This is a genomic window from Sorangium aterium, assembly GCF_028368935.1.
Taxonomy (GTDB): domain Bacteria; phylum Myxococcota_A; class Polyangia; order Polyangiales; family Polyangiaceae; genus Sorangium; species Sorangium atrum.
The window spans coordinates 1,410,403-1,434,225 of record NZ_JAQNDK010000002.1 but is presented as its reverse complement, the minus strand read 5'-3'; the positions used below and the strand labels follow the sequence as shown (position 1 = coordinate 1,434,225).

The window sequence follows — 23,823 nt, the reverse complement described above, 5'->3', positions numbered from 1 at the left end:
AGCAGGCGGGCGCGCCTGGCATGTCCAGTGCTTTATCTCGACGCGAGCTCTTCGAGTCGGCGCTGAGACGCCGCGCGCAGCAGCGCTCCGCATGCCGCGGCGCAGAGCCATCGTTCCTTGATCGCGTGTCTCGCACAGGCACGCAGGATGGAGTACCCCATGCGTTTCGCGATCTTCTCCTCTCTTATCCCGCGTTCGTCAGCCGCTCGCTCCTCTCTCCAGGGGCTCATTGCGCTCTCCGCGCTCGTTGTGCTCACCGGCGCCAAGGGGCAGGGCTGTGGAGGCGTGGACGAGCCGTCACCGCCACCGGAGCCCAACTGCGGACCTGGCTTTCACTGGGAGACGGTCTGTTCACCGTGCGAGATCGGCGAGATGTGCGAGGAGCAGTGTGTGCCCGACAGCGTCTGTCCTGCTGACTGGAGCGAGCAGACCATCTGCAGCGGCGGCACCACCTCTTCGGGCCAGGGTGGCTTCGCCGGCGGCACCGCCATGCCCGTCGATCCGGGCGAGTGCTGGACCGAGTGCATCCCGCCGCAGCCGTACTGCCCGCCGGGCACGATCGAGCAGACCGTGTGCGGCGGCTCCGTGACGGTCGGCGTCGGCGGCGCGGGCGGCTCCGGCGGCTGGGGCAGCGCCAGCAGCGCTGTCGGCGTCGGCGGCTCGGGCCCTGGCGGCATTCCGATGCCTTCCGAGCCGTGCTGGACCGAGTGCGTGCCCGTCGAGCCCTACTGCCCGCCGGGCACTACCCCGCAGACCTTCTGCGACGAAGGCACCACCGTCACCAGCAGCAGTGTCGGCGTCGGCGGCTCGGGCGGCTGGGCGGGCACCGGCGGCGCCGGCGGCTCGGGCGGCTGGGCGGGCACCGGCGGGGGCACCGCTGGCGGGGGCATCGGCGGCTCCGATTCAGACTTCGCCGCGCCGCGCCCCGGCGGCGGCTGCTGGACCGAGTGCGTGCCCACCGCGCCCTACTGCCCGCCCGGCACCACCCCGCAGACCTACTGCGACGGCGGCACCACCGTCACCAGCAGCAGCGTCGGCGTCGGCGGCTCGGGCGGCTGGGCGGGCACCGGCGGCGCCGGCGGGAACACCGCTGGCGCCGATCCAGGCTTTGCCGCGCCGGTCCCCCCCGGCGGCGGCTGCTGGACCGAGTGCGTGCCCACGGAGCCCTACTGCCCGCCGAACAGCATCCCGCAGACGGTCTGCGGCGGCAGCGCGGTCTCGGTCGGCAGCACCGGGACCGGCTACGGCGGCGCTGGCGGCGCCAGCCCGTACCCCGGCCAGGAGTACTGCTGGACCGAGTGCGTGCCCGTCGAGCCCTACTGCCCGCCTGGCACGACCCAGCAGACCATCTGCGAGGGCGGCACGCCCGACACGAGCAGCAGCGGCACCGGCGTGGGCGGCATGCCCTACCCCGGCGGCGGCTGCTGGACCGACTGCGTGCCCACCGAGCCCTACTGCCCGCCGGACAGCATCCCGCAGACGGTCTGCGGCGGCGGCAGCTCTGTCTCTGTCGGCAGCTCGGGCAGCACTGGCACCGGCGTGGGCGGCATGCCCTACCCCGGCGATTGCTGGACCGAGTGCGTGCCCGTCGAGCCCTACTGCCCGCCTGGCATGATCGAGCAGAAGGTCTGCTCCGGCGAGAGCAGCAGCAGCAGCACCGGCACCGGCATGGGCGGCGCCGACGCGTACCCCCCCGGTGATTGCTGGATCGAGTGCGTGGAGGGAGCCACCTGCCCTCCCGGCGCGACCATCCGGACCATCTGCGAGGAGATCAGCGCCGGCGGCTCCGCCCCGATCTGCCGGACCGAGTGCGTCCTGATGCTGCCGTGACGCGACGGGCGCGGGCGATCCCCCCGACGGCGGGAGGTTTCGCGAGCGAACCGCCGCCGCCCGCGCCCTGGAGCGCCGCAGCTCCGATCGAATGACGAAGGCGCCGGGAGCGCCAGGGGAAACGCGATCCCCTGGCGCTCCCGGCGCATCGGCGTTTCAGGACGGCACCGCCCCGGCGCTGCGCGGCCGCGCGGCCCCCTCGAGCCAGCATCGGATCTGGCAGGACCGGCCGCAGATCGATGTGAGCGAGCTGCGGCAGCAGGCGCCTTCGGGTCGCTGGCACCACCTCGGCGCAGGCGACAGTGCCAAGGGACCACGGAGCTAGGACCGGGCCTTCGCCCGCTCGTCGAAGCGGAGCCGCGTCGTCGGAGGCGCGGTATCCTGTTCCGCGGCAGCCTCGGTGGCCCGACCGACGTCGCCCACTACGCCGTCTGGACCACGGAAATCACCCCGCTGATCGACGTGCTCCGTACCGTTGAAAGCCGCTGGTCGATTGAAGAGCGCGTCGAGAGGGCGCTGAGCGAGGTCTGCCTTGGCCACGATGAGGTTCGCCGTTTCACCCGCTGGTACCGCCACATCCCCCTCACGCCGTCTGCGCGCGCCCTCTCGACGGTTGATCGAGCTGCCTCCGACGCGTCGAGCTGGTCCGGCGGTAAAGCGATGACCGCGGTCCAGCGCTCCCCCTCTTGACGCGGCGCTCCGGAGCGGCCCCGCCAGCCTCGTCCTCCCTCGGCCTCGAGGATGCCCGCGGGCCGGTTGATTGGAATTGACATCAATCATGTGAGCGTTCACATTGCGGTCGAGGGGCATCCTTTCGCTTCGGCCTCCTCGGTCCCCGTGGGCACCGAGTTCTTCGTCATCCATTCACTTTTGATCGATTTTTGCACCGATTCTGTTCGCTCGGCCTTCGAGAAAGCGATCGCTGATCGATGGTGATTGGCGTTTTGCCAAGGGCGATCCGCCAGAGAACACGACGAGCATCGTTCATTCGACGCCTGTCGTGAAAGCCTGAGTGCTGTCCACCGGAGATGATTTCGTCACGAATCCGGCGATACTGGCGGTGCGGCCGGATGGCAACCTTGGGAATGGACAGTCGGGCAGCCTGCGCCAGCGAGGCGCTCCGCTGTAGCCGAGCTCTCGCGGCAGGTACTCCCGAGGGACCCCGCCTCGAGCACGAACGAGATCCTCGTCAAGGCGATCCAACCAGGCGTACGCGGCCGGCCGCCCTGCGGATTCGGCTCCGTCTTCGGAAGTAGCGGTTCAAGTCGCTCCCAGCGTTCGTCCGGCACCAGCAGCTTTCCCACATCCTATTCCGTCGCGCGCTCCGCCTCTCCCAAGCGAGCGGGATCAGCGGGCTATTTCCAGATGCTCCCATGCTGATTCAGCGGTGCGAAGCGCAGGCGGAAACAGCTCCGTGCCCCGGCCGCATGGGGGCAGTCCGCGCTCTTACAGCTGGCATACATCATCGAAGTCGGGAGAACCATCATGCACTCTGTTGCTTGCGAGGAGTCATGCGAAACTTGATTAACCGTCATCTCTACGCGGCTCTGATCGGCCTCTTGCCGCTCGGCGGCGCGTGCTCGGGCGGGTCCACCACCCCCGATCCGGGTGCCGAAGGCGCGTCGACCAGCGCCGCTGGCACGACCAGCGGGGTGGGGGGAGGCGGTACGACCGGTACGACCGGTACGACCGGTACAGCCGGTGCGGCCGGGGTCGGCGGCGGCGGCGGTTCCGGAGGCCAGGGAGGCGACGACGACCAGCTGGCTTGCCCGCCTGCACCTCCAGAGACCGGGCTCTATGCCGCCGACGCCACCGGCGTCACCTTCAACCTGGAGACCGGCCTGCTGAGACTGGAGGTCTGCAATGAAAGCATAATCAGAGTCCAGTACACCACGGCCGCTTCACCCCCGGACAAGAAATCTCTGTCCGTCAACAAGGAGTGGGACAAGCCGAGCTTCTGCGTCGCGGAGAATTCGGGGACCGTGACCATCACCACTTCACGGTTGAAGATCAACGTCAACACGACCGACGGCCTGGTCACATACACCGACCTGAACGACGGCGTTCTCCTGTCGGAAGACAGCAAGACCTTGACGCCCGCGACCGTCGAGGGCGTCAGCACCAACCGCGTCGAGACCGTCTTCAAATCACCCGCCGACGAAGCCCTGTTCGGTCTTGGCCAGCACCAGGACAACGTGATGAACCGCAAAGGGACGACCCGGCGCATCGTCAACGCCAACACGGAGATCAACATTCCGGTGCTGGTGTCCAACAAGGGCTACGGGATCTTCTGGGACAACTATTCCACCTCGAACTTCGACGGGACCAGGTCCAACAACAGCAAGTACAGCTACTCGTCCGAAGCCGGCGAGATGGTGGACTACTACTTCTTCTATGGTCCGAGCATCGATCAGATAGTAGCCCAGTACCGCACCGCGACCGGCGCGGCCCCGCTGTTCCCGAAGTGGGCCTACGGGCTCTTCCAGTCGAAGGACAAGTACGGCAGCCAGGCCGAGCTGCTGAGGATCAAGGACGGCTACCGCGACAACAAAATTCCCGTCGACTGCATCGTTCAAGACTGGGACTACTGGACCCCGTACGCGTGGGGCTCCCACTTCATGGATGAACGCCGCTACCCGGATCCAGCGGCCCTCATCGCCGAGATGCACAAGGCCAACGTTCACACGATGATATCGATCTGGCCCGTGTATCAACGCGTGAACACCGAGCGGAAGGCCGGAGAGATGGGCAACTACAACGCGCTCAATGAAATTGGAGCTCTGTACCCGAGCAGCGGGACACACCGCTTCTACGACACGTTCAACCCCGCCGCCAGAGCGCTGGTGTACCAGCAGATCCACGATCGCCTGCTGGGGCCGTACGGCTGGGATGGCATCTGGGCAGACAACACCGAACCCCAGGCCTATCCGGACCCCGTGAACGTGCGGGCGGCTGATACCGCGCTCGGCAAGGGCGCGCTGTACCTGAACGCTTATCCCCTGGGACACGCCGCGGGGGTGTACGAGCATTGGCGTAGCATCGGCCCGAAGCCAAAGCGGGTCTACGTCCTCACCCGCAGCGCCTTCGCCGGCCAGCAGCGGTACGCCACGACGTGCTGGTCGGGAGACATCGACAGTAATTTCGCGACCTATGCCAAGCAGATCCCCGCGGGGCTCAACTTCTCGCTCGCGGGCATGCCCTACTGGACCACGGATATCGGCGGGTACTGGGGACACAACGTGAACTGGACCACCAGCGCGAACAATGAGCTCTTTACCCGCTGGTTTCAGTATGGCGCCTTCTCCCCGATCTTCCGGATCCATGGAGGCGGCTCGAGGGAGCTGTACAGCGACAGCTGGAGCGCCGCCACCAAGGCCAATCTCCTCAAGATCGACAACCTGCGCTATCGGTTGATGCCTTACATCTACTCATTGGCATGGAAGGTGACCAGCGAGGGCTACACCATGATGCGGCACCTGGTCTTCGACTATCCCAACGACGCGAAGGTGTTCAACATCAAGGATCAGTTCTTGTTCGGGCCTGCCTTCCTTGTCAATCCAGTGACCACCGCGGGCGCCACCAGCCGCTCCGTCTATCTCCCCGCGGGGACCTGGTACGATTTCTGGACAGGCTCGACGACGGACGGCGGACGTACCGCCTCGGTCCCCGCGCCGCTGAGCGAGATGCCGCTCTTCGTCAAAGCGGGCTCGATCGTCCCCATGGGTCCCAGCGTCCAGTACGCGACGCAGAGCATCGACCCGCTGGAGATCCGGATCTATACGGGCCAGGACGGGTCCTTCACTCTCTACGAAGACGAGGGCGACAGCTACAGCTACGAGGAGGGCAAATACTCGACGATTCCATTCACATGGAACGAGTCTACCAAGAAGTTGACCATCGGCGCACGGAAGGGGAGCTATACCGGAATGCCGGCCAGCAGGACGTTCAGGATCGTGCGGGTAGGCTCCAATCACGGCGCCGGCGTCGACGTCACTGCCGCGCCGGATCAAATGGTCACCTACAATGGCTCAGAGGTGGTCGTCACCGCGAACTGAGCGACGGGGGCGGCTCGGCCCTGCGGTGGCGACACCGCTCCTCTGAAGAAGAGGCGCGCCGGAGGCGCCGGGGGAAATTCAATCCCCGTCGCTTCCGGCGCGCCCGTACCTGAACCCGAACGCCCACGCCGGGAACACCGTGGCCGCGAACCCCGCGCCGAGCCCGTAGAGGATCTCGTCGAGCGGCACGCCGAGCAGCGCCCTCCCTGGCAGCAGCACGCTGGGCCGCCAGGTGCGCTCGAACACGGAAGGCACGAGCGCGGCGAAGACGAGGCACAGGCCGAGATAGAGCGCCGCCGACAGGAGCGCTCCGAGCAGGCCCGGCACGAGCAGATCGGCACGCGCCGCGCCGAGCGCCGCGGCGACCGCCACCATCGCCGTCACCGACGCATAGAGCACGGGCACCCCCGCCGCGAGCAGCGCCCCGGCCACCGCGAGCACGAGCGCGATCGCCGCCGCCGCCCGCCGCCACGGCCGCGCCCCCCGCGCCGCGCAGGGCACGGGCGCGCGGCGGAACACCACGGCATAGACGGTCGAGGAGAATCCGCTGAGCCCGACGACGAACAGCACGTCCTCGATGCCGAACCCGATCCGATCGGCCAGGTCGAACAGGAACTTCGGGGCCCAGTACCTCGGGTAGAACAGCCGCTCGGCCGCCGCGAACGGCAGCGAGGCGAGCGCCATCCGCTTCATCAGGGGGCGCAGATCCGGGCGCGCGAGCCAGATGACGCCCCCTGGCACGAGGAAGAGCAACGAGAGCAGCAGGAACTCGTGCGACATCGCGCCCTCGCCCCTCAGCGCGCTGCGAGCGCGATGGCGGTCGAGCCGACCAGCGCCAGCGTCGCCGCGCCCGCCGCCGCGACCCGGACCAGCAGCAGGCGCGAGCCCGGCGGCGCCGGGCGGGCCAGCAGCACGACGAGCGCCGCCGCCGCCGGCGCGAGCAGGCCCGCCCCCGGGCGCAGGCCCACGGCGCCCAGGCCGACCGGCGCGAGCAGGAGCGAGAGCCCGTTCAGGAGGACCACCCACCGAGCCGCGCGCTCTCCGCCCACGCGCACCGGCAGCGTCCGCTTGCCGCTCTCGCGATCCGAGGGCTCGTCCGGGAGCGCGGTGGCGATCGCGCAGCCGAGGTGGCTCGGCAGCAGGAACGCGAGCAGCGCGAAGGGAAAACGCGCGGGGTCGCCCCCCTGGGCGATGTAACCGTAGAGCGGCAGGACCGCGCCGACGCCGACCATCTGGAGCAGCTCCCCGCCGCCGCGGTACGACAGGCGAAGCGGCGGGTAGCTGTAGGCCCAGAGGAGCAGGAGCGCCGCGATCGCGAGGAGCACGAGGAGCGGCGCTGCGGCGGTCGCCAGCGCCGCGGCGAGCGCCGCGGAGACGGCCACGAGCGCCGCGGCGCACACGGCGGCCGCCGCGCCGAGCGCGCGGGGCGAGAGGCGCCCCTCGACGAGCACGCGCGAGCCGCCCGAGAAGGGCGTGGCGGTCCTGTTGCGGCGATCGGTCTCCCGATCGGCGACGTCGTTCGCGTAGACGATGAAGAGCTGGTCCAGCAGGCCGAACAGCTGGACCGCCGCGAGCGTCCCCAGGTCGAGCGGTCGGCCGGCCGCCTGCGCGCCGACGAGCTGCCCGAGCAGCAGCGGGAGCGCGATGCTCGGCTGCGAGGCCAGCCGCGACGCATCGAGCCACGCTCGAAGCGCGCCCGGCCGGGCGCTCATCGCCCCTCGCCCCGCGACAGGCCGAGGCGATCGGCCAGCTTGGCGCGCAGATCGGTGAAGGGGAGGTCCCAGCGGCGCTCGCCGTCGAGGCGCCAGGCCTTGAGCGGGATCAGGTCGACCTGGGCGAGCAGGCAGTGGAGCTGCGACTCCTCGGGCGGCTCGCGGATGAACGAGAAGGGGTTGCGGTACTCCCGGCCGTTCAGCTGGGAGTACTTGCGATCGTTGCTGGCCACGAGCTCGATGAGCGTCCTCTGCCGGCCGTCGAGGTAATCGAAGAACGAGACGTCGAAGGGCCCGATGCCCGCGCGCTCGTCCGGCTTGCGCATCACCCAGCGAGCCCAGTCGTAGCCGTAGAGGAAGTCGTGCGCGTAGCGGAAGCGCAGCTTCGACTTGTTGCCGAAGCCCAGGCAGAGCGACACCACGCGGCGGGCGAAGTCGCCGATCGCGGGCGCGCTCCCGGCCTGCCACAGGCAGCAGGCCAGGTAGTCGAGATCCCAGAAGATGTTGTCGGGGAAGTTGTCGGCGACCGCGCAGATGATCTCGCCGAGCCCGCGGGCGAAGGCGCGCGCCCGCTCGGCGTCCTCGCTGCCGCTCACGATCTGCTCGACCAGGGCGACGGGGGTGGGCGCGCACGGCCGGCCCGGCGCGACCGAGGCCCGCGCGCCCTGCAGGGGCGTGAGGCGCGCGAGCGCGTCGCGCTCCTCCGGAGGGATGACCGCGATGCCCGTCATGCCGGCCCTCCCCCGGCGGCGAGCACGGCCGCCGACAGGGCGACGATCCCCCACTGAATCGCGCGGTGGAGCTCGCGCTTGTAGGCCGCCTGCGCGGCGAAGGCGTTCGTCACCGCCTCGGGGCTCTTCTCGAGGAGCCGCGCCCGGAAGAAGAGCGCCACGGCCGCCGCCGGCGCGACCGACCAGGGAGGCGGCGCGTCTTCGGCGAGGAGGGACGCCGCGAGCCAGAGGAGCGGGCCGAGGCCGGCGAGGGCCTCGGTGGCCCGGCGCGTGGCCGCATTGCCGAGCAGCGTGGCCACGGTGCGCTTGCCGCCGGCGCGGTCGCTCTGCTCGTCGGACAGCCCGCTGGCCAGCGCGCTCGCCAGCGCGAGCACGAGCAACCCGGGCAGGAGCGCGACGAGCCACGCCGGCGCCAGCGCGCCGCACTGGGCATACGCGTGCAGCGCGGGGAGCACGCCGCCGACGCCGGCCATCTCGAGGAGCTCGCCGCCGCCGCGGTAGTTGAGCCGGATCGGCGGCAACGTATAGGCGATGAAGACGAGCTGGCCGAGCGCGGCCAGGGGGAGCAGCAGCGGGCGATCGAGCGCGATACCGGCACCCCAGGCCATGAGCAACGCGGCGACGCCGGCCCCGAGCCCGGCGAGCAGGAGGGCGCTGGCGGGAAGGATGCCGTCCGGGATGGTCTTCGGCGAGCAGCCGTCCGGGAACATGCGTCGCTTGAGGGCGTCCACCTCGCGATCGCCCCAGTCGTTCAGGAGCACGACGAAGGCGACGTCGGCCATCATCCACAGCGCGCCGAAGGCCAGGGCCCCTGCGGACAGCCGGCCGGCGACGGCCGCGCCCACCGCGTGCCCGTATACGGCCGGGACGAGCACCTTGGGCCAGCTCGCGGGCTTGAGCGCGTACGCCCACCGCGCTCCAGGGCTCATCGACTCGAGGCGCATGGATCAGCTCTCCCTGCTGCTAGCACAAGAACATCCACGCTTCGGGGCTACATGAGCCCGTACGGAAAACGGAGCGCCTTCCGCCGGGCACGGCAGCGTTTCCTTCCACGCCGATCTGAGCCACCTTACTCCCCCCGACAGCCTCCACACGCGACCCAGTGCGGCACGTCCCCCTCCCCTCCCCGAGCCTGGCCGGCGCGCTCCAGCCGCGCGCCCGCGGGCAGCGCCTCGAGCCCGCGCGGAGGCGCGCGTGAACGCCGACGCGGTCCGGCCGCGCGGCGCGCGGGTGCTCGCGGACGAGCCCGCTCGCCGCCGCATCCGCGACGATCTGCGGACGACGCTCGTCGTCGAGGCCGCCGCGGGCACCGGCAAGACCACCGCGCTCGTGTCGCGGATCGTCGCCGTGCTGCGGAGGGCGCCCGAGGAGGGCGGCGGGACGCTCGATCGGATCGTCGCGGTGACCTTCACGGAGAAGGCGGCCGGCGAGATGAAGCTGCGCCTCCGGGCCGAGATCGAGCGGGCGCGCAGCGACCCGAGCGCCGGCCCCGCGGAGCGCGCGCGGCTCGACGAGGCGCTCGCGCACCTGGAGGCGGCGCGCATCGGGACCATCCACTCCTTCTGCGCCGACCTCCTGCGCGAGTGGCCGGTCGAGGCGCGCGTCGACCCGCTGTTCCAGGTCGCGGCCGCGGATCAGGCCGAGGCGCTCTTCGATCAGGCCTTCGACGCCTGGTTCCAGCGCACCCTGAACGACCCGCCCGAGGGCGTGCGCCGGATCCTGCGCCGGCGCCCGCGCGACGGCGCGCAGGGCCCGCGCGACCTGCTCCGGAGCGCGGCGTTCAAGCTCGCCGAGCACCGCGACTTCACGCGCCCCTGGCGGCGCGACCCGTTCGACCGCGAGCGCGCCATCGACGAGATCCTGGACCGCCTCGCGGCGCTCGCCGGCCTGGGCGCCGAGGCCGACCGGGAGGGCGACTACCTCGCGCAGAGCCTCCGGAACCTCGACCGCTACCTCGCGGAGCTCCGCCGCCGCGAGGAGGTGACGGGCGGGCGCGACCACGACGGCCTGGAGGCCGAGCTCGGCGACGTCGCGCGCTGGAAGGAATGGCGCTGGAGGGGCACCGGCAAGGCGTTCGGCGGGGATCTCATGCGCGCCGAGGTGCTCGCGCAGCGCGACCGCGTGAAGGTCGAGCTCGACGCCGTGCTGACGGCCGCGAGCGCCGATCTCGCGGCGTGCCTCTCGCGCGAGCTCCGGCCGCCGATCGAGGCGTACGACGCGCTCAAGGCCCGCGCCGGCAAGCTCGACTTCCTAGACCTGCTCCTCTGCGCCCGGGACCTCCTCCGATCGAGCCGCGGCGTGCGCGAGGAGCTGAACCTCCGCTTCTCGCACCTCTTCGTCGACGAGTTCCAGGACACCGACCCGCTCCAGGCGGAGATCCTGCTCCTGCTCGCGGCCGACGACCTCTCCGAGACCGACTGGACGCGGGCGCGCCCGGTGCCCGGCAAGCTCTTCGTCGTCGGCGATCCGAAGCAGTCGATCTACCGCTTCCGCCGCGCCGAGGTCGCGCTCTACGAGGCGACCAAGGCCCGGCTCGTCGCGTGCGGCGCGAGCGTGCTGTACCTGTCGACGAGCTTCCGCAGCGCCCCGTCGATCCAGGAGGCCGTCAACGCGGCGTTCGCCCCCCTGATGCAGGGAGGCGCCGCCGAGGGCGAGCGCGCGGCGACCCAGGCGCGGTACGTCGCGCTCGAGCGGTTCCGGGACGATCCGCCGGAGCAGCCGACGGTCATCGCGCTCCCGGTGCCGCGGCCTTACGGCGACTTCGGCAAGATCTCCGATTTCCGGGTGCGGCAGTCGATCCCGGACGCGGTGGGCGCCTTCGTCCACCACCTCATCCACGGCGGCGCGGCGCTGGACGGTGGCGGCGCGCGGCGCTGGACGGTGACGGAGCGCGAGCGCCCTGGCCAGCGGGTGCCGCTCGAGGCGCGGCACATCTGCCTTTTGTTCAAGCGCTTCCAGACGTTCGGCGAGGACGCGACCCGCGCCTACGTGCGGGCGCTCGAGGCGCGGCGGATCCCGCACGTGCTGGTGGGCGGGCGGTCGTTCCACGATCGCGAGGAGGTGATGGCGGTGCGGAGCGCGCTGCTCGCGATCGAGTGGCCGGACGACGAGCTCAGCGTCTACGCGACGCTGCGCGGGCCCCTCTTCGCGCTGACGGACGACGTGCTCCTGCTCTACCGCGATCGGTTCCGGCGCTTGCACCCGCTGTTTCGACCGCCGGACGACGGCGCGCTCGATCTCGCGGTGGAGGGCGGGGCGCGGCCGCTCCGGGAGGTCGCGGAGGCGCTCGCGGTGCTCGGCAGGCTGCACCGCGAGCGCAACCGGCGGCCGATCGCGGACACCATCGGCGGGCTCCTCGACGAGACGCGCGCGCACGCGGGCATCGCGATCTGGCCGACGGGGGAGCAAGCGCTCGCGAACGTCCTGCGGGTGATGGATCTCGGGCGGCGCTTCGAGGCGGCCGGCGCGACGTCGTTCCGCGCGTTCGTGGAGCGGCTCGAGCTGGACGCCGAGCGGGGCGAGGTCGCGGAGGCGCCGGTCGTCGAGGAGGGGACGGAGGGGGTGCGGATCATGACGGTGCACCGGGCCAAGGGGCTCGAGTTCCCGGTGGTGATCCTGGCGGATCCGGCGTCGCCGGCGGCGCACCAGCTCCCGTCCCGACACGTCGATCCGGAGCTCGGCCTGTGGGCGGAGCCGATCGCCGGCTGCGTGCCCGCGGAGCTCGTCGAGCGCCGCGACGAGGTGCTGCGCCGCGATCGCGAGGAGGCGGTGCGGCTCGCGTACGTCGCGGCGACGCGTGCGCGCGAGCTCTTGGTCGTGCCCGCGGTGGGCGACGCGCGCCCGGGCGACGGCACGAGCGACGGCTGGCTCGACGTGCTGCACCCCGTGCTCTACCCGGCGCCGCGCGAGCGGCGGAGCCCTCGGCGCTGTGAAGATCTCGGCTGCCCTCCGTTCGGGACCGACACGGTGCTGGAGCGCCCGGCGCGGTGCGAGGCCGACGAGCGGGACGCGGTCGCGCCGGGGGAGCACGCGCCGATGGCCGGATCGCACCGCGTGGTGTGGTGGGATCCGGGGGCGCTCGACCTGGATCGCGAGCCGGAGGCGGGGCTGCGACAGCAGCGGATCCTGCAGGCGGACGCGGGCGGCGCCGGGGCGGGCGTGGCGGCGGCGAGCGCCGGGCCAGCGAGCGGCGCCGGGGTCCTGGGGAGCAGCGGGGCGACCGCGAGCGCCGTGCTCGGAGGAGAGCTCGGGCAGCGCGGGCACGAGGCATGGCAGGAGGCGCGGCAGCGGGCGATCGTGGACGGCTCGATGGCGGCTGTCCGCGTGAAGACGGCGACGGAGATCAGCCACGAGGCGGCGGAGGCGGCAGCGGCGGCGGCCGGAGCGGGGACGGCGGCCGCGCAGCGGAGCGGCGGCGGGGCGGCGCGCGGGGAGAGGGCGGACGCGTTGCCGGTGATCTCGTTCGAGCAAACGGAGATCGCGCGCGAGGGCCGGCCCTACGGCAAGCGGTTCGGGACGCTTGTGCACGCGGTGCTGGCCGAGGTGGATCTCCGGGCGGGCGAGGACGAGGTAAGGACGGTGGCGGCGGCGCAGGCGAGGCTGCTCGGGGCGCCGGCCGAGGAGCTCGACGCGGCGGTCGCGGCGGCGGTCGCGGCGCTCGAGCACCCGCTGCTCCGGCGCGCAGCGGAGAGCGCCGCGCGCGGCGCGTGCGAGCGGGAGACGCCGCTGCTCCTGCGGCTCGAGGACGGGACGATCGCCGAGGGCATCGTCGACCTCTCGTTCCGCGAGAGCGTGGGCGACGTGGGGATCTGGACCGTGGTCGATTTCAAGACCGGCTCCGACGCGGGCACGGCGCACGCGGCGCAGGAGGCGCAGGTGCGGCTCTACGTGCAGGCGATCGCGGAGGCGACGGGCGAGAGGGCGAGAGGGGTGGTGCTCAGGGTGTGAGGGGCGCCGCCGCGGCCTGCGCCGCGCTGGCGCTCAACGGATCAGATCACGGCTCCCACATCGTCTTGATCTTGAAGCTCCGCGTCGGGAAGTCGCCGTCGCCGGTTCGAGCGGTGACAACGATGCGGTGGTCGGCTCCGGACAGAAGCTCATTCGGAGTCAGCGTACTGAAGTCGATTCCCCACGGGGGGCCGACCATGCAGCCACCGAAGTCCTCGTAGTTGCCGTGCAGCGTATCTTCCGCCTTCTTGACCATGACCCCGTTCTCCTCACGGTACAGGGTGGCCTTCAAGATCAGCGCCTCGCATGCCTCTTCATTCGTCGGCAGGGAGTCCGCCCAGGTCACGTACGTATGCAGCGTGTAGCCGGGACCGGGCTGCGAAGTGAAACCGCTCCTGTAGTTGGTGACGTCGACCGCCTGCGCCTTATAGCAGCCTGTCGTGGTGTACGTCGTCGGCGAGGTGTAGTTGAAGCCGCCGCTGTACGTCGCAGCCGCGCCGACGGTGGCGCATGTAGACTCACCGTACGCCTGCTCCGCCTCCGCGACGTCTTCATCGCGCTGTTCGTCCTGCATCTCCACGGCGCAGCCCGTGGTGGCCATCGCGGCCATGGCAGCAAAGAGGCATCCCACTACGGAATGGATTCGGCTCATCTTTTCAGATCTCCATTTGTGAAGCGTATGAAAATGGCATCGCGATGTTCAGCCGGGCGTCGGGAGGCCATGGTGCGCTGGTTCGCCCACGCCAGTGCGTGGAGCCGAGTCGCCTCTTCACCACGGCCTTCCTTGGTCCGGCTCATCGCCGCCGCCGTCGCGTTCAGCAACGCACATGCCAACGCAGCGCCCCTCCCGCCTCGACGCCATCGCCAGGCCCCCAGCTCGGTCCGGCACGGCCCCGCAAGGCGGTAAATCCAGACGAAGAGAGCTCCTGTAGGGCGCGCCAGGGGCCCGGAGCGCTGCCCGTGCGAGCCGCGGTGAGCACGTGTCTGTCACGCAGAGAGCCGTGACATGTCACACCAAACACCGTGACATGTCACACCAAACGCCGTGACAATGCCACGGGGCTATCATCGGCATCGGACGGTCTTCGACGTCAGACGACTTTTACCGGTCATCCGTCGGATGGGGGTCCGGCGCGCTTGCTGCGGGCTTGGGGGGGTCGCTGGCTGACCGTGGTCGATCTCAAGACCGGCTCCGACGCGGGCACGGCGCACGCAGCGCAGGAGGCGCAGGCGCGGCTTTACGTGCAGGCGATCGCGGAGGCGACGCGCGAGAGGGCGGAGGGGTGGTGCTCGGGGTGTGAGAAGCGCCGGCGTCACGCGCCGGCGATCGGCGGCTCAGCTCGGCTCCCACACCGTACGGATCCTGAACTTTCGCGTCGGGGAGCTGCTGCCATTGCCGGTTCGGGCGGTGACGACGACGCGGTAGCTGTGGGTGGCCACCATGGGCGTATAGAACTTGAGTCCGTGACTGAGGCCAACGTTGCAGCCCACGCCATTGACGTAGATGCCGCGTCTCTGCGCTATCTCTGCGCGGGCCATCACCCCATTATCCTCGTAGTACAGGGTGGCAGCCAGAAACAGATCGCGGCACGCCTCCGGGTCCGTCGGCAGGGTGTCCGCCCAGTCCACATACGTATTCAGCTCGTGGTTGGGGCCGGGCGCCGGCGTGAAACCGGCCTCGTAGCCGACGACGTCGACCGCCAGGCTCTTGTCCGAGCCGCCGAGCCCGGACCGGCACCGCTCGTCGACACGGAAATCCAGCCCGAAGCGAGCTCCTCGCGTCGCGCCATGCAGCCGGAGCGCTGCCCGCGCGAGCCGCTGCGAGGGCTTCTCTGTCACGCTGCAGGCCGCGACATGGCGGGGCTGAGCGGCGTCGCCCGAACACCGGCTCGACTTCTGGCGGAGCGAGCGCCCGGGTGAAGCGCTGGCCATCGGCCCATCGACGACCCCCCTGTGGGCGAGGGCGTCGAGGCCCGGCGCGCGCTCACCGCCGGTCGGGGGTCCGCACGAACCGCTCGTCGTCCACGGTGGCGGGGAAATCCCCGTCGTCGACGTGCTTGTACAGGCTGCCCTCGCGGATCTCGTAGCGCATGTACACGGAGGGCTCCTCGATGGGCTCCTCGACTCCATCCTGCAGGATGCGCGTGTACTCGAGCGCGATGTGGCCACGCTCGGTGTTGTACGAGACGATGCGCGCGTAGAGGTCACGCGGAGCACCCTCGTAGGGAAAGCGGAGGTGGAAGCTCGTCGCGCTCAGCTCGAGGAGCGAGCCGTCCTCCTCGCTGATCCACGTGCCCACGAAGGGCAGGCGCTCTTTCTCGTCGATCCGGGACTCCCGATCGTCTGCCGCCAGCTTGGACGCGGGCGCGCCTGGGCGTGAGGGCGGAAGCACGAGCTCGACCGGGGCGGCGGCCCCAGACGACAGTCGAGCTGGCGAGGGACCGCAGCCGATGGAGGAGAGCGTCGCGAGCGCAAGGGCGGCGCAGGTCGCGCAACAGCCACGTCGGTACATGGGACGAGTCTACACCCGGGCGGCGGGCGCCGGCCCCGTGGACGCGCGGTGCACGGCGGGCGCCGGCCCCTGGACGCGCGGTGTACGGCGGGCGCCGGCGCCGCTCGGCGCCAGCACCGAAAGGCCTCTCCGAGGAGCCCGGCGCTCCTCGCGCCGGGGCGCGTGAGGTGACACAATCGCGGCCCGTGAGCGCTCTCCTCACCGCCATCGAGCGGTTTTACGATGCCGTCCCTCGCTGGCGCGCTGACGCAGAGGACCACGGACCGCTGACTCTCTTCGTTCGCCGCGGCGACGGCTGGCCCTACTATGCCCGCCCCGCCCTCGGCCATGCCGGCGCCGCATCGGTCGAGGACGTGGCCGCCGTACGCACGCGTCAGCGGCAACTCTCGATCCCGGAGGCGTTCGAGTGGGTGCTGGAGACCACCCCTGGGCTCGACGCCACGGCCGAGGCGGCCGGCCTGCACGTCCGGCGCTGCCCGCTGCTCGTGCTCTGCGGCGAGCCCCGCCAGACGCCTTTGCCGGAGGACGTCTCGCTCTCGATCATCACCGCCCAGGACCCGGATCTCGCCGAAGTGCAGGCCGTCGCGCACGTCGCCTTCGGCGCGCTCGACACCGCGGTCGGCTCTGCGGGACCGGCCGAGCGGGAGGCCGCCGCGGCCGCGCTCCCGGCCGGACAGGCGGCCGCGTGGCACGCGTCGCTGATCGAGGGAACGCTGGTGCACGCGGCCGCTCGGGGCCGCGAGGGAGCGCTCGCCGGCCCGCTCTGCACCGGCTGCTACCAGCACGTGCAGGACGTCGCCGAGATCGTCGGCGTGGGGACGCTGCCGGCGGCCCGGGGGCGCGGCCTCGCCGCCGCGGTCACCGCGCTTCTGGCCCGCCATGCGCTGGACGCCGGGATCCGCACCGTGTTCCTGTCCGCGCAGAACGACCGCGTCGCGCGCGTCTATGAGCGGGTCGGGTTCCGGCGCGTCGCCACGGCGTGCATCGCCGAGCCGCCCGTGCAAGCGGAGCGCGGCAACGTCCTCGAGACGTGATGCAGCGCCCTACCGCGGCGCCGATCAGACAGGGGCGAGGTGGTAGTGCGGTCCCTCTTCCCCGCGCAGGATCTCGGTATGAACGACCGACGCGTCCCGCAGGTGCGCAACCTCCCCGAGCCCGGCGTCGCCGCGATAGGCCGAGAAGGCTTGTTCATCCGGAAACGTGACGAGGTGGATCTCCTTCAGGGTGAGCCCAGCGCCGTCGGGCGCGGTCACCACGGTCCGCTCGATCGCGCCGCCGTACCGCGCCATCACGGCCGCGGCCTTCCTCTCGTATGCGCGGAACGCGTCGAGCGCCTCGCAGCGCACCGTGAGGATCACGACCAGCGTCACAGGAACACCCGCTCCTTCACGCCACCCCGCCACCCCGCCATCAAAGCACAAAAAAAGAGCGCCCATTCGACGGTGGGGGGGGAAAACCGTCACGGGCGCTCTGCCCTACTTGATTAGCAGGATGCAGGCCAAGGGTTGTACCCTCGATTTCCGCGAGTCTTTCCCTAGGGGACCTGCGTACTCCTTTCGTTCCTGAAATCAGCACCTGCAATCCTGGTATCCCCGACACTGCCGAGGAGCCCGTCCAGCGGGTGGTGGGGCGGGCACGAGACCGTGCCCTGTCGGCACGAGAGCGTGCCCGCCACCGGCATCGGTTCCCGCTCCCGGGATCTCCTCGAAGCGAACCACGCTCACCCCGGTTTCTCGTCGCATCGCGCAGCGGTCCCCGCTCGCCGGAGGCGAGGCGCCGCCCCCTTGAATCGCCCGCCCGCGCCGCGCGCCGCGAGCAGCGTTGACATCACCGCCAGGCTTGCTCCAATGCGAGTGCCCGCTCCGCGCCGTTCAAACGAGGAGGCATCCGATGCGGCACTTCCTGACCACGATGGACTACACCCGCGCAGAGATCGAGGGCCTCCTCGAGCGCGCGCAGCGCTTCAAGCGGCGGCCGATCGAGCCGCGCCTCAAAGATCGCACCATCGCGCTCGTCTTCTTCAACCCATCGCTGCGGACGCGCACCTCCTTCGACGTCGGCATCCGCGAGCTCGGCGGCCACGCCGTCGTGCTCGAGCCTGGCCGGAGCGCCTGGCCCATCGAGTTCGAGGAAGGCATCGCGATGGATGGCGAGCCGGAGGAGCACATCCAGGAGGTCGCTCGCGTGCTCTCCCGCTACGCCGACCTCATCGGCGTGCGCGCGTTCCCCAAGTTCCAGCGCTGGGAGGACGATCGCCAGGACAAGGTGCTCCAGGGCTTCGCCCGTTACGCCACCGTGCCGGTCGTCAACCTGGAGACCATCACGCACCCCTGCCAGGAGCTCGCGCTCGCGCTCACCATGAAGGAGCGCCTCGGCCGCCTCGACGGCAAGAAGTTCGTCCTCACCTGGACGTATCACCCGCGCCCGCTCAACACCGCGGTCGCCAACTCGGCCGTTCTCATCGCGTCCAAGCTCGGCATGGACGTCACCCTCCTCTGCCCCAGCGAGGAGTACCACCTCGACGAGCGCTACCTCGACGCCGCCAGGAAGAGCGCCGAAGGCAACGGGCAGAAGCTCTCGATCACCTACGACATCAAGTCCGCCTACGAGGGCGCCCACGTCGTGTACGCGAAGAGCTGGGGCGCGATTCCCTACTTCGGGCGCTGGGAGCAGGAGAAGCCCATCCGCGACAGGCACAAGCACTTCATCGTCGATGAGCAGAAGATGGCGCTCACCGCGGGGGGGCTCTTCTCCCACTGCCTGCCGGTCCGGCGCAACGTCAAGGTCACCGACGCGGTGATCGACTCGCCAGCATCGATGGTCATCGACGAGGCAGAGAATCGGCTGCATGTCCAGAAGGCCGTGATGGACGTGCTGGCCAACGGGTGGTGACGACGATGGGTTCGACGCAAGACGTCATCGTCCGCCTGCTCAGGAACCTCGGCAGCCGCAAGGAGGTCGAGCAGTACCTGAAGCAGTACGCGGCCGTCGATCAGCAGAAGTTCGCCATCATCAAGGTCGGCGGCGCCATCCTCGATGAGGACCTCGAGGCGCTCGCGACCTCGCTCGTGTTCCTGAACCAGGTCGGGCTGTACCCCGTCGTCATCCATGGCGCCGGGCCGCAGCTCGATCGGGCGCTCGCCCAGGCGGGCATCCCGACGGAGCGGGTCAACGGCCTGCGCGTCACGACGCCCCGCATCCTGGAGATCGCCCGCCGCGTCTTCCTCCGCGAGAACCTGCGGCTCGTCGAGGCGCTCGAGGAGATGGGCACGCGCACGCGGCCGATCACGGCGGGCGTCTTCGAGGCCTCTCTGCTCGACGAGGAGCGCCTCGGGCTGGTCGGCAAGGTCGAGCGCGTCCATGTCGACGCGGTGAGGTCCAGCCTCCGCGCCGGGCACCTGCCGATCCTGGCCTGCCTCGGGGAGACGCCGGGCGGGCAGATCCTCAACATCAACGCCGACGTCGCCGCGCGCGAGCTCGCGCTCGCGACGCAGCCGTTCAAGATGATCTTCCTCACGAGCACGGGCGGTCTCCTCGACGAGCACGGGCGCATCATCTCGGCGATCAACCTCGAGGAGGATTTCGCGGGCCTGATGGCCCAGCCCTCGCTGAACGGGGGCATGCGCCTCAAGCTGCAGGAGATCAAGCTCCTGCTCGACGGGCTGCCCGCGACCTCCTCGGTCTCGATCACATCGCCCGATCACCTGGCGAAGGAGCTCTTCACGCACACGGGCTCTGGCACGCTCGTCCGCCGCGGCGAGCGGATCCTGCGGCACGACGCGCTGGACGACGCCATCGACCGCATCCGGCTCCGCGATCTGCTCGAGGCGTGCTTCCAGCGGAAGCTCGACGAGCACTACTTCGACAAGAAGCCTTTCTATCGCATCTACCTGTCCGACTCGTACCGGGCGACGGCGATCCTCACGCTCGACCCGGGCGGGAGGGCCCCGCTCACTCCGTACCTCGACAAGTTCGCGGTGACCTCGGAGGCGCAGGGCGTGGGAATCGGCGGCTCGCTCTGGACGCGGATGAAGAACGAGAACCCGAAGCTGTTCTGGCGCGCCCGGAACGGCAACGAGATCAACCCCTGGTATTTCCAGCAGGCCGAGGGCAGCTACCGCAACGAGAACTGGACGGTGTTCTGGTACGGCCTGTCGAGCTTCGACGACATCCGGGCCTGCATCGATCACGCGCTGTCCTTGCCGGCGACGCTGCGCCAGCACGGCAGGGCTTAACCCCGACCGACGCCGCCTTTTATCCGCCGTGGCGAGGGCGCCTCTTCGCGCTCGGGCTCACGGCGGGTCGCCCCCGCCGTCGGTCTCCACCTCGTCGAGCGGATCGCTCTCCTCGTCCGTCGCGGGGCCGGGCAGGCGCGACGTCGGCGGCGGGGCGCTCGACCTCTTCTCGCCGCCGCGCGCCTTCAGCGGTTTTCGCGGCGCTCGCTTCGGCTTCGCGGGCGCGCCGAGCGCGTCCGGGTTGCGGGGCTTCTTGAGCGCCCGAGGCGGCAGGAGCTCCGCGTCGACAGCGACCTTCTTCGCCATGAAGATCGCGGCGTCGAGCCGGTAGAAGCTGCGCTTCCGGTAGAACTTGAGGGCGCCGATGTTGTTCTCGGCCACCTCCAGCACGAGGTGGGTGCAACCGTGGATACGCGCGAGGTGCTCGAGCTGCTCGAGCATGAAGGCGCCGACGCCGCGGCCCTGGTACTCGGGGTGGACCGCGAGCTCCTCGACGAAGAGCGGGCGCATGTCGTGCTTCGTGAAGTAGCGCTCGTTCATCCAGTTATCGGTCCCGGTGATCTCGAAGGCGCACTCCGCGTAGCCGACGATCTCCTGACCATGCGCCGCTCGGACCTCGAAGAGGAGCTGCTCGACCCCTTCTTCTTCGTAGACCTCGAGGAACCGCTTCTTCGAGCGAGGCCGCTGGTATTCGACCGTCTCCCGGTTGACGTCACGGAACACCTTCTTGAGGAATTCCCAGACCCGGTTCAGGTCGCGCCGGTGGATCCGGCGCACGTAGATGAGGCTCTCTTCCCCGACGGCGCGGGTGCTCGGCTCGGCCTTGCTCATCGCCGCGCCCAGTCTACAGGACGAACGCGGCCGGGGCACTGGGGGCGAGCCATGATCTGGAAAGCCGCGTCTCGTTGGGCAGTCCAGCCCGAGGGGAAGGTGGTCGTCGCGTGGCGCAGGGAGCGCCGAACTCGCCGGTGGGACGGCGGGAGTGCAGGCCCCCGCCGTGTAACGAATCAACCCTGCTGAGCGTGCGGCCCGATCTGCGCGAGGCGCGCGTTGATCACGTCCCAGTTCAGGCCCGAGAGGACGTTGGCCACATAGTCCGCCTTCTTGGTCTGGTAGTCCGCAAAGTACGCGTGCTCCCAGGCGTCGACGGCGACCATGATATGCGTGTTCGCGAACAGACCGACATCGTGCTCGGTCCGGATGAGGTTATTGAAGAGCTTCTGCTCCTGGTAGTCGTACACGAGCACCGTCCAGCCGTGCGCGCTGAGGAGCGCCGCCTTCGCGTCGGCCAGCCAGGCGTCGAAGCTGCCGAACGACGCCTCGATGAGCTTCTTCGACTGGGCGCTCGGCTGCGTCGAGCCGTTGCCGATGTTCTCGAAGTACAGCTCGTGGAGCACCGTACCGTTGAAGGCGACCGGCTCGCGACGCTTCAGCTCGCTGTACGCGTTGTACGAGTAGTTCGGCGCGCTGCGGTCCGCCTTGCCAAGCTGCTCCCAGATCTCGTTGAGCTTCTTCACGTAGCCCTGGTACAGCGTGAAGTGCGCCTTGAGCTGCAGGTCGCTCAAGCCCTTGGCGTTGCCGCCGAGGAGGTTGTCGAAGTTCTTGGGTTCGCGCGCCATGGTCCCTCCTGAACGAGTACCGCGAGCAGTGCGTGCCGCGGGGTCAGGCGGCCGCTTTACCGCTGCCGCCCCCCAGTAGCAACCCTGCCGTACCAGGCGACACACCGCCGACTCACGACGCCAGCGGGCCTGACCTTCCGCGCAGGAAACTCCGGACGCCGGCTCGATCGGCGCCGTGAGCCGGCGAAGGAACGCCACGCCCCCACACCCCGGAGCGCAGCGCCCGAGCTGGCCCGATCGGCCGGCGCGCGTCCAAAAACCTCGTGAAACGTTGAACGCCGCCGCCGTTTCGGTCGATACTCCTGGAACTTGCTGTTCCTTCGCGCAGGGAGGCGACCTCGTTCATGCCGGCTCGTACACAGGGGACCCATCCGACGGCCGCGCTCGCGGCGGCGCTGTGCCTGCTCGGCGCAGCGGCTCACGCCGAGGCGCAGGAACCCGCGAGACCCGAAGGCTTCGCGCTCGACAGGTTCCAGCCTGCGCCCGCCGGCGACAGGATGTTCGGAGTCCAGTCCGCCTACACGGCAGGGAGCGCCACACCCCACATCATGCTCCTCGGCGATTATGCCCAGGATCCGCTCGTGTTGCGGCGGTTGTCGGGGAACGAGGAGTTCGGTGACGGCAAGGTCGTAGGCAGCCAGCTCCTGCTCCACCTGAGCGCCTCGCTCTCTCTTTGGGAGCGCCTCACGGTGAACATCGATCTGCCGCTCGCGCTCCAGTCGGGCGACGGCGGGGCCGCCTCCGGCGCCTTGCTGCCGCAGCCGACCAGCAGCGCCCTCGGGGATCTCCGGCTCGGCGCGCGCGCGACGCTCTTCGGCGGCTACTTCGATCCGTTCCAGATCGCCCTCGGCGGCTACGTGTGGCTGCCGACCGGCGACCCCGAGGCGTATTCGGGCGACGGCAGCGTGCGCGGCGGTCCGCAGCTCGTCCTCGGCGGCCACCTGGATCGCGCGGTGTGGTCGCTCGCCGCGGGGCCGGAGTTCCGGTCCACGAAGCAGTTTGCCAACGTCGAGCAGGGCATGACGGTGCACTGGGGCGCCGGCCTCGGGCTGCTGCTCGACGACGAGCGACGCCTGCAGATCGGCCCCGAGATCACCGGCGCGATCACGGTCACCGATGTCCAGCAGCGCACGACCAACCTGGAAGCCCTGCTCGGCGGGCGCTACCGCTTCGCGGACGACTTCGAGGCCGGGCTCGGCGTGGGCCCTGGCCTCACCCCCGGCGTCGGCACCCCCTCGTTCCGCGCGGTGGCCATGGTCGCCTACTCGCCCGAGGTGAAGCCGCCCGTGCAGGACCAGGACGCCGACGGCATCGCCGACGCGGACGACGCCTGCCCGCACACCGCGGGCGTCCGCAGCCCGGATCGCGCGAAGAACGGCTGTCCGCCGCCCAAGGACGCGGACCACGACGGCATCCTCGACGCGGTCGACGCCTGCCCCGCCGTGGCCGGCGTCGCCTCGCCGGACCCGAAGAAGAACGGCTGCCCGCCGCCAGGGGACCGCGACAAGGACGGCATCACGGACGACGTCGACGCGTGCCCGGAGCAGGCCGGCCCGGCGAACGACGACCCGAAGCAGCACGGGTGCCCGCCGCCGCCCGATCGCGACGGGGACAAGGTCCCCGATGCGTCGGACGCCTGCCCGGATCTGGCCGGCCTCGTCACGACCGACCCGGCCACGAACGGCTGCCCGGGCGACACCGACGGCGACGGCATCCGCGACGACAAGGACGCCTGCCCGAACGAGAAGGGCAAGCCGAACGAAGATCCGACGCAGAACGGGTGCCCGGTCGCGGTCCGGGTGACCGAGACCGAGATCGTCATCCTGCAGCAGGTTCAGTTCGACATCGGCAAGGCGACCATCCGGCCGGTGAGCAACGAGCTGCTCGACGAGGTCGCCGGCGTGCTCAAGGACCACCCGGAGATCCTCAAGATCGAGGTTCAGGGCCACACGGACGACCGCGGCACGCGCCAGTTCAACACGAAGCTGAGCCAGGCCCGCGCGGAGTCGGTGCTGAAGGCGCTCGTCGATCGCGGCATCGCCGCCCAGCGCATGCAGGCGAAGGGCTACGGGCCCGACGTCCCGATCGCGGAGAACAAGACCGAGGCGGGTCGCCAGAAGAACCGGCGCGTCCAGTTCAACATCATCGAGAAGGAAAAGAAGCAGCCCTAGGCTGGAGGCGT

General features: G+C 70.5%; 17 protein-coding genes. 7 read left to right on the top strand and 10 right to left on the bottom strand.

What is annotated here, in order from left to right; all coding sequences use genetic code 11:
* Positions 1 to 159: 159 nt before the first annotated feature.
* Both POL72_RS20400 and POL72_RS20395 read left to right on the top strand, forming a co-directional pair.
* Positions 160 to 1,830 carry a hypothetical protein gene (locus POL72_RS20400; protein WP_272097142.1) on the top strand — a complete coding sequence of 557 codons (1,671 nt, stop codon included), beginning with the start codon at positions 160 to 162 and terminating at the stop codon, positions 1,828 to 1,830.
* A 1,511-nt stretch (positions 1,831 to 3,341) separates the two neighbouring features.
* Positions 3,342 to 5,885, top strand: coding sequence for a glycoside hydrolase family 31 protein (locus POL72_RS20395; RefSeq protein WP_272097140.1), 2,544 nt, complete (start codon positions 3,342 to 3,344; stop codon positions 5,883 to 5,885).
* Positions 5,886 to 5,963: 78 nt separating this feature from the next.
* Here POL72_RS20395 and POL72_RS20390 read toward each other — a convergent pair whose 3' ends face one another.
* From POL72_RS20390 to POL72_RS20375, 4 genes are read right to left on the bottom strand one after another with little or no spacing between them, the layout of a single operon-like run.
* Entirely contained in the window at positions 5,964 to 6,665 is a 702-nt protein-coding gene (locus POL72_RS20390) for a lycopene cyclase domain-containing protein (RefSeq protein ID WP_272097139.1), read from the bottom strand.
* 14 nt (positions 6,666 to 6,679) lie between these two features.
* Positions 6,680 to 7,597: a prenyltransferase gene (locus POL72_RS20385; RefSeq protein ID WP_272097138.1), complete on the bottom strand. Its 918-nt coding sequence runs from the start codon at positions 7,595 to 7,597 to the stop codon at positions 6,680 to 6,682.
* Positions 7,594 to 8,328 (bottom strand): ferrochelatase, encoded by a 735-nt coding sequence (locus POL72_RS20380; RefSeq protein WP_272097137.1) that lies wholly within the window; start codon positions 8,326 to 8,328, stop codon positions 7,594 to 7,596. The genes POL72_RS20385 and POL72_RS20380 overlap by 4 nt, the downstream gene beginning before the upstream one ends.
* Positions 8,325 to 9,272 (bottom strand): UbiA family prenyltransferase, encoded by a 948-nt coding sequence (locus tag POL72_RS20375; RefSeq protein WP_272097136.1) that lies wholly within the window; start codon positions 9,270 to 9,272, stop codon positions 8,325 to 8,327. The genes POL72_RS20380 and POL72_RS20375 overlap by 4 nt, the downstream gene beginning before the upstream one ends.
* A gap of 250 nt (positions 9,273 to 9,522) precedes the next feature.
* Between POL72_RS20375 and POL72_RS20370 the strand changes: the two genes are divergently transcribed.
* Positions 9,523 to 13,275, top strand: a complete 3,753-nt coding sequence (locus POL72_RS20370; RefSeq protein WP_272097134.1) for a UvrD-helicase domain-containing protein — start codon at positions 9,523 to 9,525, stop codon at positions 13,273 to 13,275.
* 46 nt (positions 13,276 to 13,321) lie between these two features.
* Here the strand turns inward: POL72_RS20370 and POL72_RS20365 are convergent, their stop codons facing one another.
* From POL72_RS20365 to POL72_RS20355, 3 genes are all read right to left on the bottom strand, one after another.
* Positions 13,322 to 13,927, bottom strand: a complete 606-nt coding sequence (locus tag POL72_RS20365) for a hypothetical protein (protein ID WP_272097133.1) — start codon at positions 13,925 to 13,927, stop codon at positions 13,322 to 13,324.
* A gap of 683 nt (positions 13,928 to 14,610) precedes the next feature.
* Positions 14,611 to 15,114, bottom strand: coding sequence for a hypothetical protein (locus POL72_RS20360; RefSeq protein ID WP_272097132.1), 504 nt, complete (start codon positions 15,112 to 15,114; stop codon positions 14,611 to 14,613).
* Positions 15,115 to 15,259: 145 nt separating this feature from the next.
* Positions 15,260 to 15,574, bottom strand: coding sequence for a hypothetical protein (locus tag POL72_RS20355; protein ID WP_272097131.1), 315 nt, complete (start codon positions 15,572 to 15,574; stop codon positions 15,260 to 15,262).
* 398 nt (positions 15,575 to 15,972) lie between these two features.
* Here POL72_RS20355 and POL72_RS51255 point away from each other — a divergent pair, with 398 nt between their 5' ends.
* Entirely contained in the window at positions 15,973 to 16,821 is an 849-nt protein-coding gene (locus tag POL72_RS51255) for a GNAT family N-acetyltransferase (RefSeq protein ID WP_272097129.1), read from the top strand.
* A 24-nt stretch (positions 16,822 to 16,845) separates the two neighbouring features.
* On the opposite strand, the gene POL72_RS20345 is transcribed toward POL72_RS51255, so the two are convergent.
* Complete coding sequence (locus tag POL72_RS20345; protein WP_272097128.1) at positions 16,846 to 17,157, bottom strand: hypothetical protein; 312 nt, start codon at positions 17,155 to 17,157, stop codon at positions 16,846 to 16,848.
* A gap of 520 nt (positions 17,158 to 17,677) precedes the next feature.
* Between POL72_RS20345 and POL72_RS20340 the strand changes: the two genes are divergently transcribed.
* Both POL72_RS20340 and POL72_RS20335 read left to right on the top strand, forming a co-directional pair.
* Positions 17,678 to 18,679: an N-acetylornithine carbamoyltransferase gene (locus POL72_RS20340; RefSeq protein WP_272097126.1), complete on the top strand. Its 1,002-nt coding sequence runs from the start codon at positions 17,678 to 17,680 to the stop codon at positions 18,677 to 18,679.
* Between the two features lie 5 nt (positions 18,680 to 18,684).
* Positions 18,685 to 20,022, top strand: a complete 1,338-nt coding sequence (locus POL72_RS20335) for an acetylglutamate kinase (protein ID WP_272097125.1) — start codon at positions 18,685 to 18,687, stop codon at positions 20,020 to 20,022.
* A 57-nt stretch (positions 20,023 to 20,079) separates the two neighbouring features.
* On the opposite strand, the gene POL72_RS20330 is transcribed toward POL72_RS20335, so the two are convergent.
* Entirely contained in the window at positions 20,080 to 20,853 is a 774-nt protein-coding gene (locus tag POL72_RS20330) for a GNAT family N-acetyltransferase (RefSeq protein ID WP_272097124.1), read from the bottom strand.
* A 176-nt stretch (positions 20,854 to 21,029) separates the two neighbouring features.
* The gene (locus POL72_RS20325) at positions 21,030 to 21,641 is read right to left on the bottom strand and encodes a superoxide dismutase (protein ID WP_272097123.1); all 612 of its coding nucleotides are present in this window, start codon (positions 21,639 to 21,641) and stop codon (positions 21,030 to 21,032) included.
* Between the two features lie 344 nt (positions 21,642 to 21,985).
* Between POL72_RS20325 and POL72_RS20320 the strand changes: the two genes are divergently transcribed.
* Entirely contained in the window at positions 21,986 to 23,812 is a 1,827-nt protein-coding gene (locus POL72_RS20320) for an OmpA family protein (RefSeq protein WP_272097122.1), read from the top strand.
* The last annotated feature ends 11 nt before the right edge of the window (positions 23,813 to 23,823 follow it).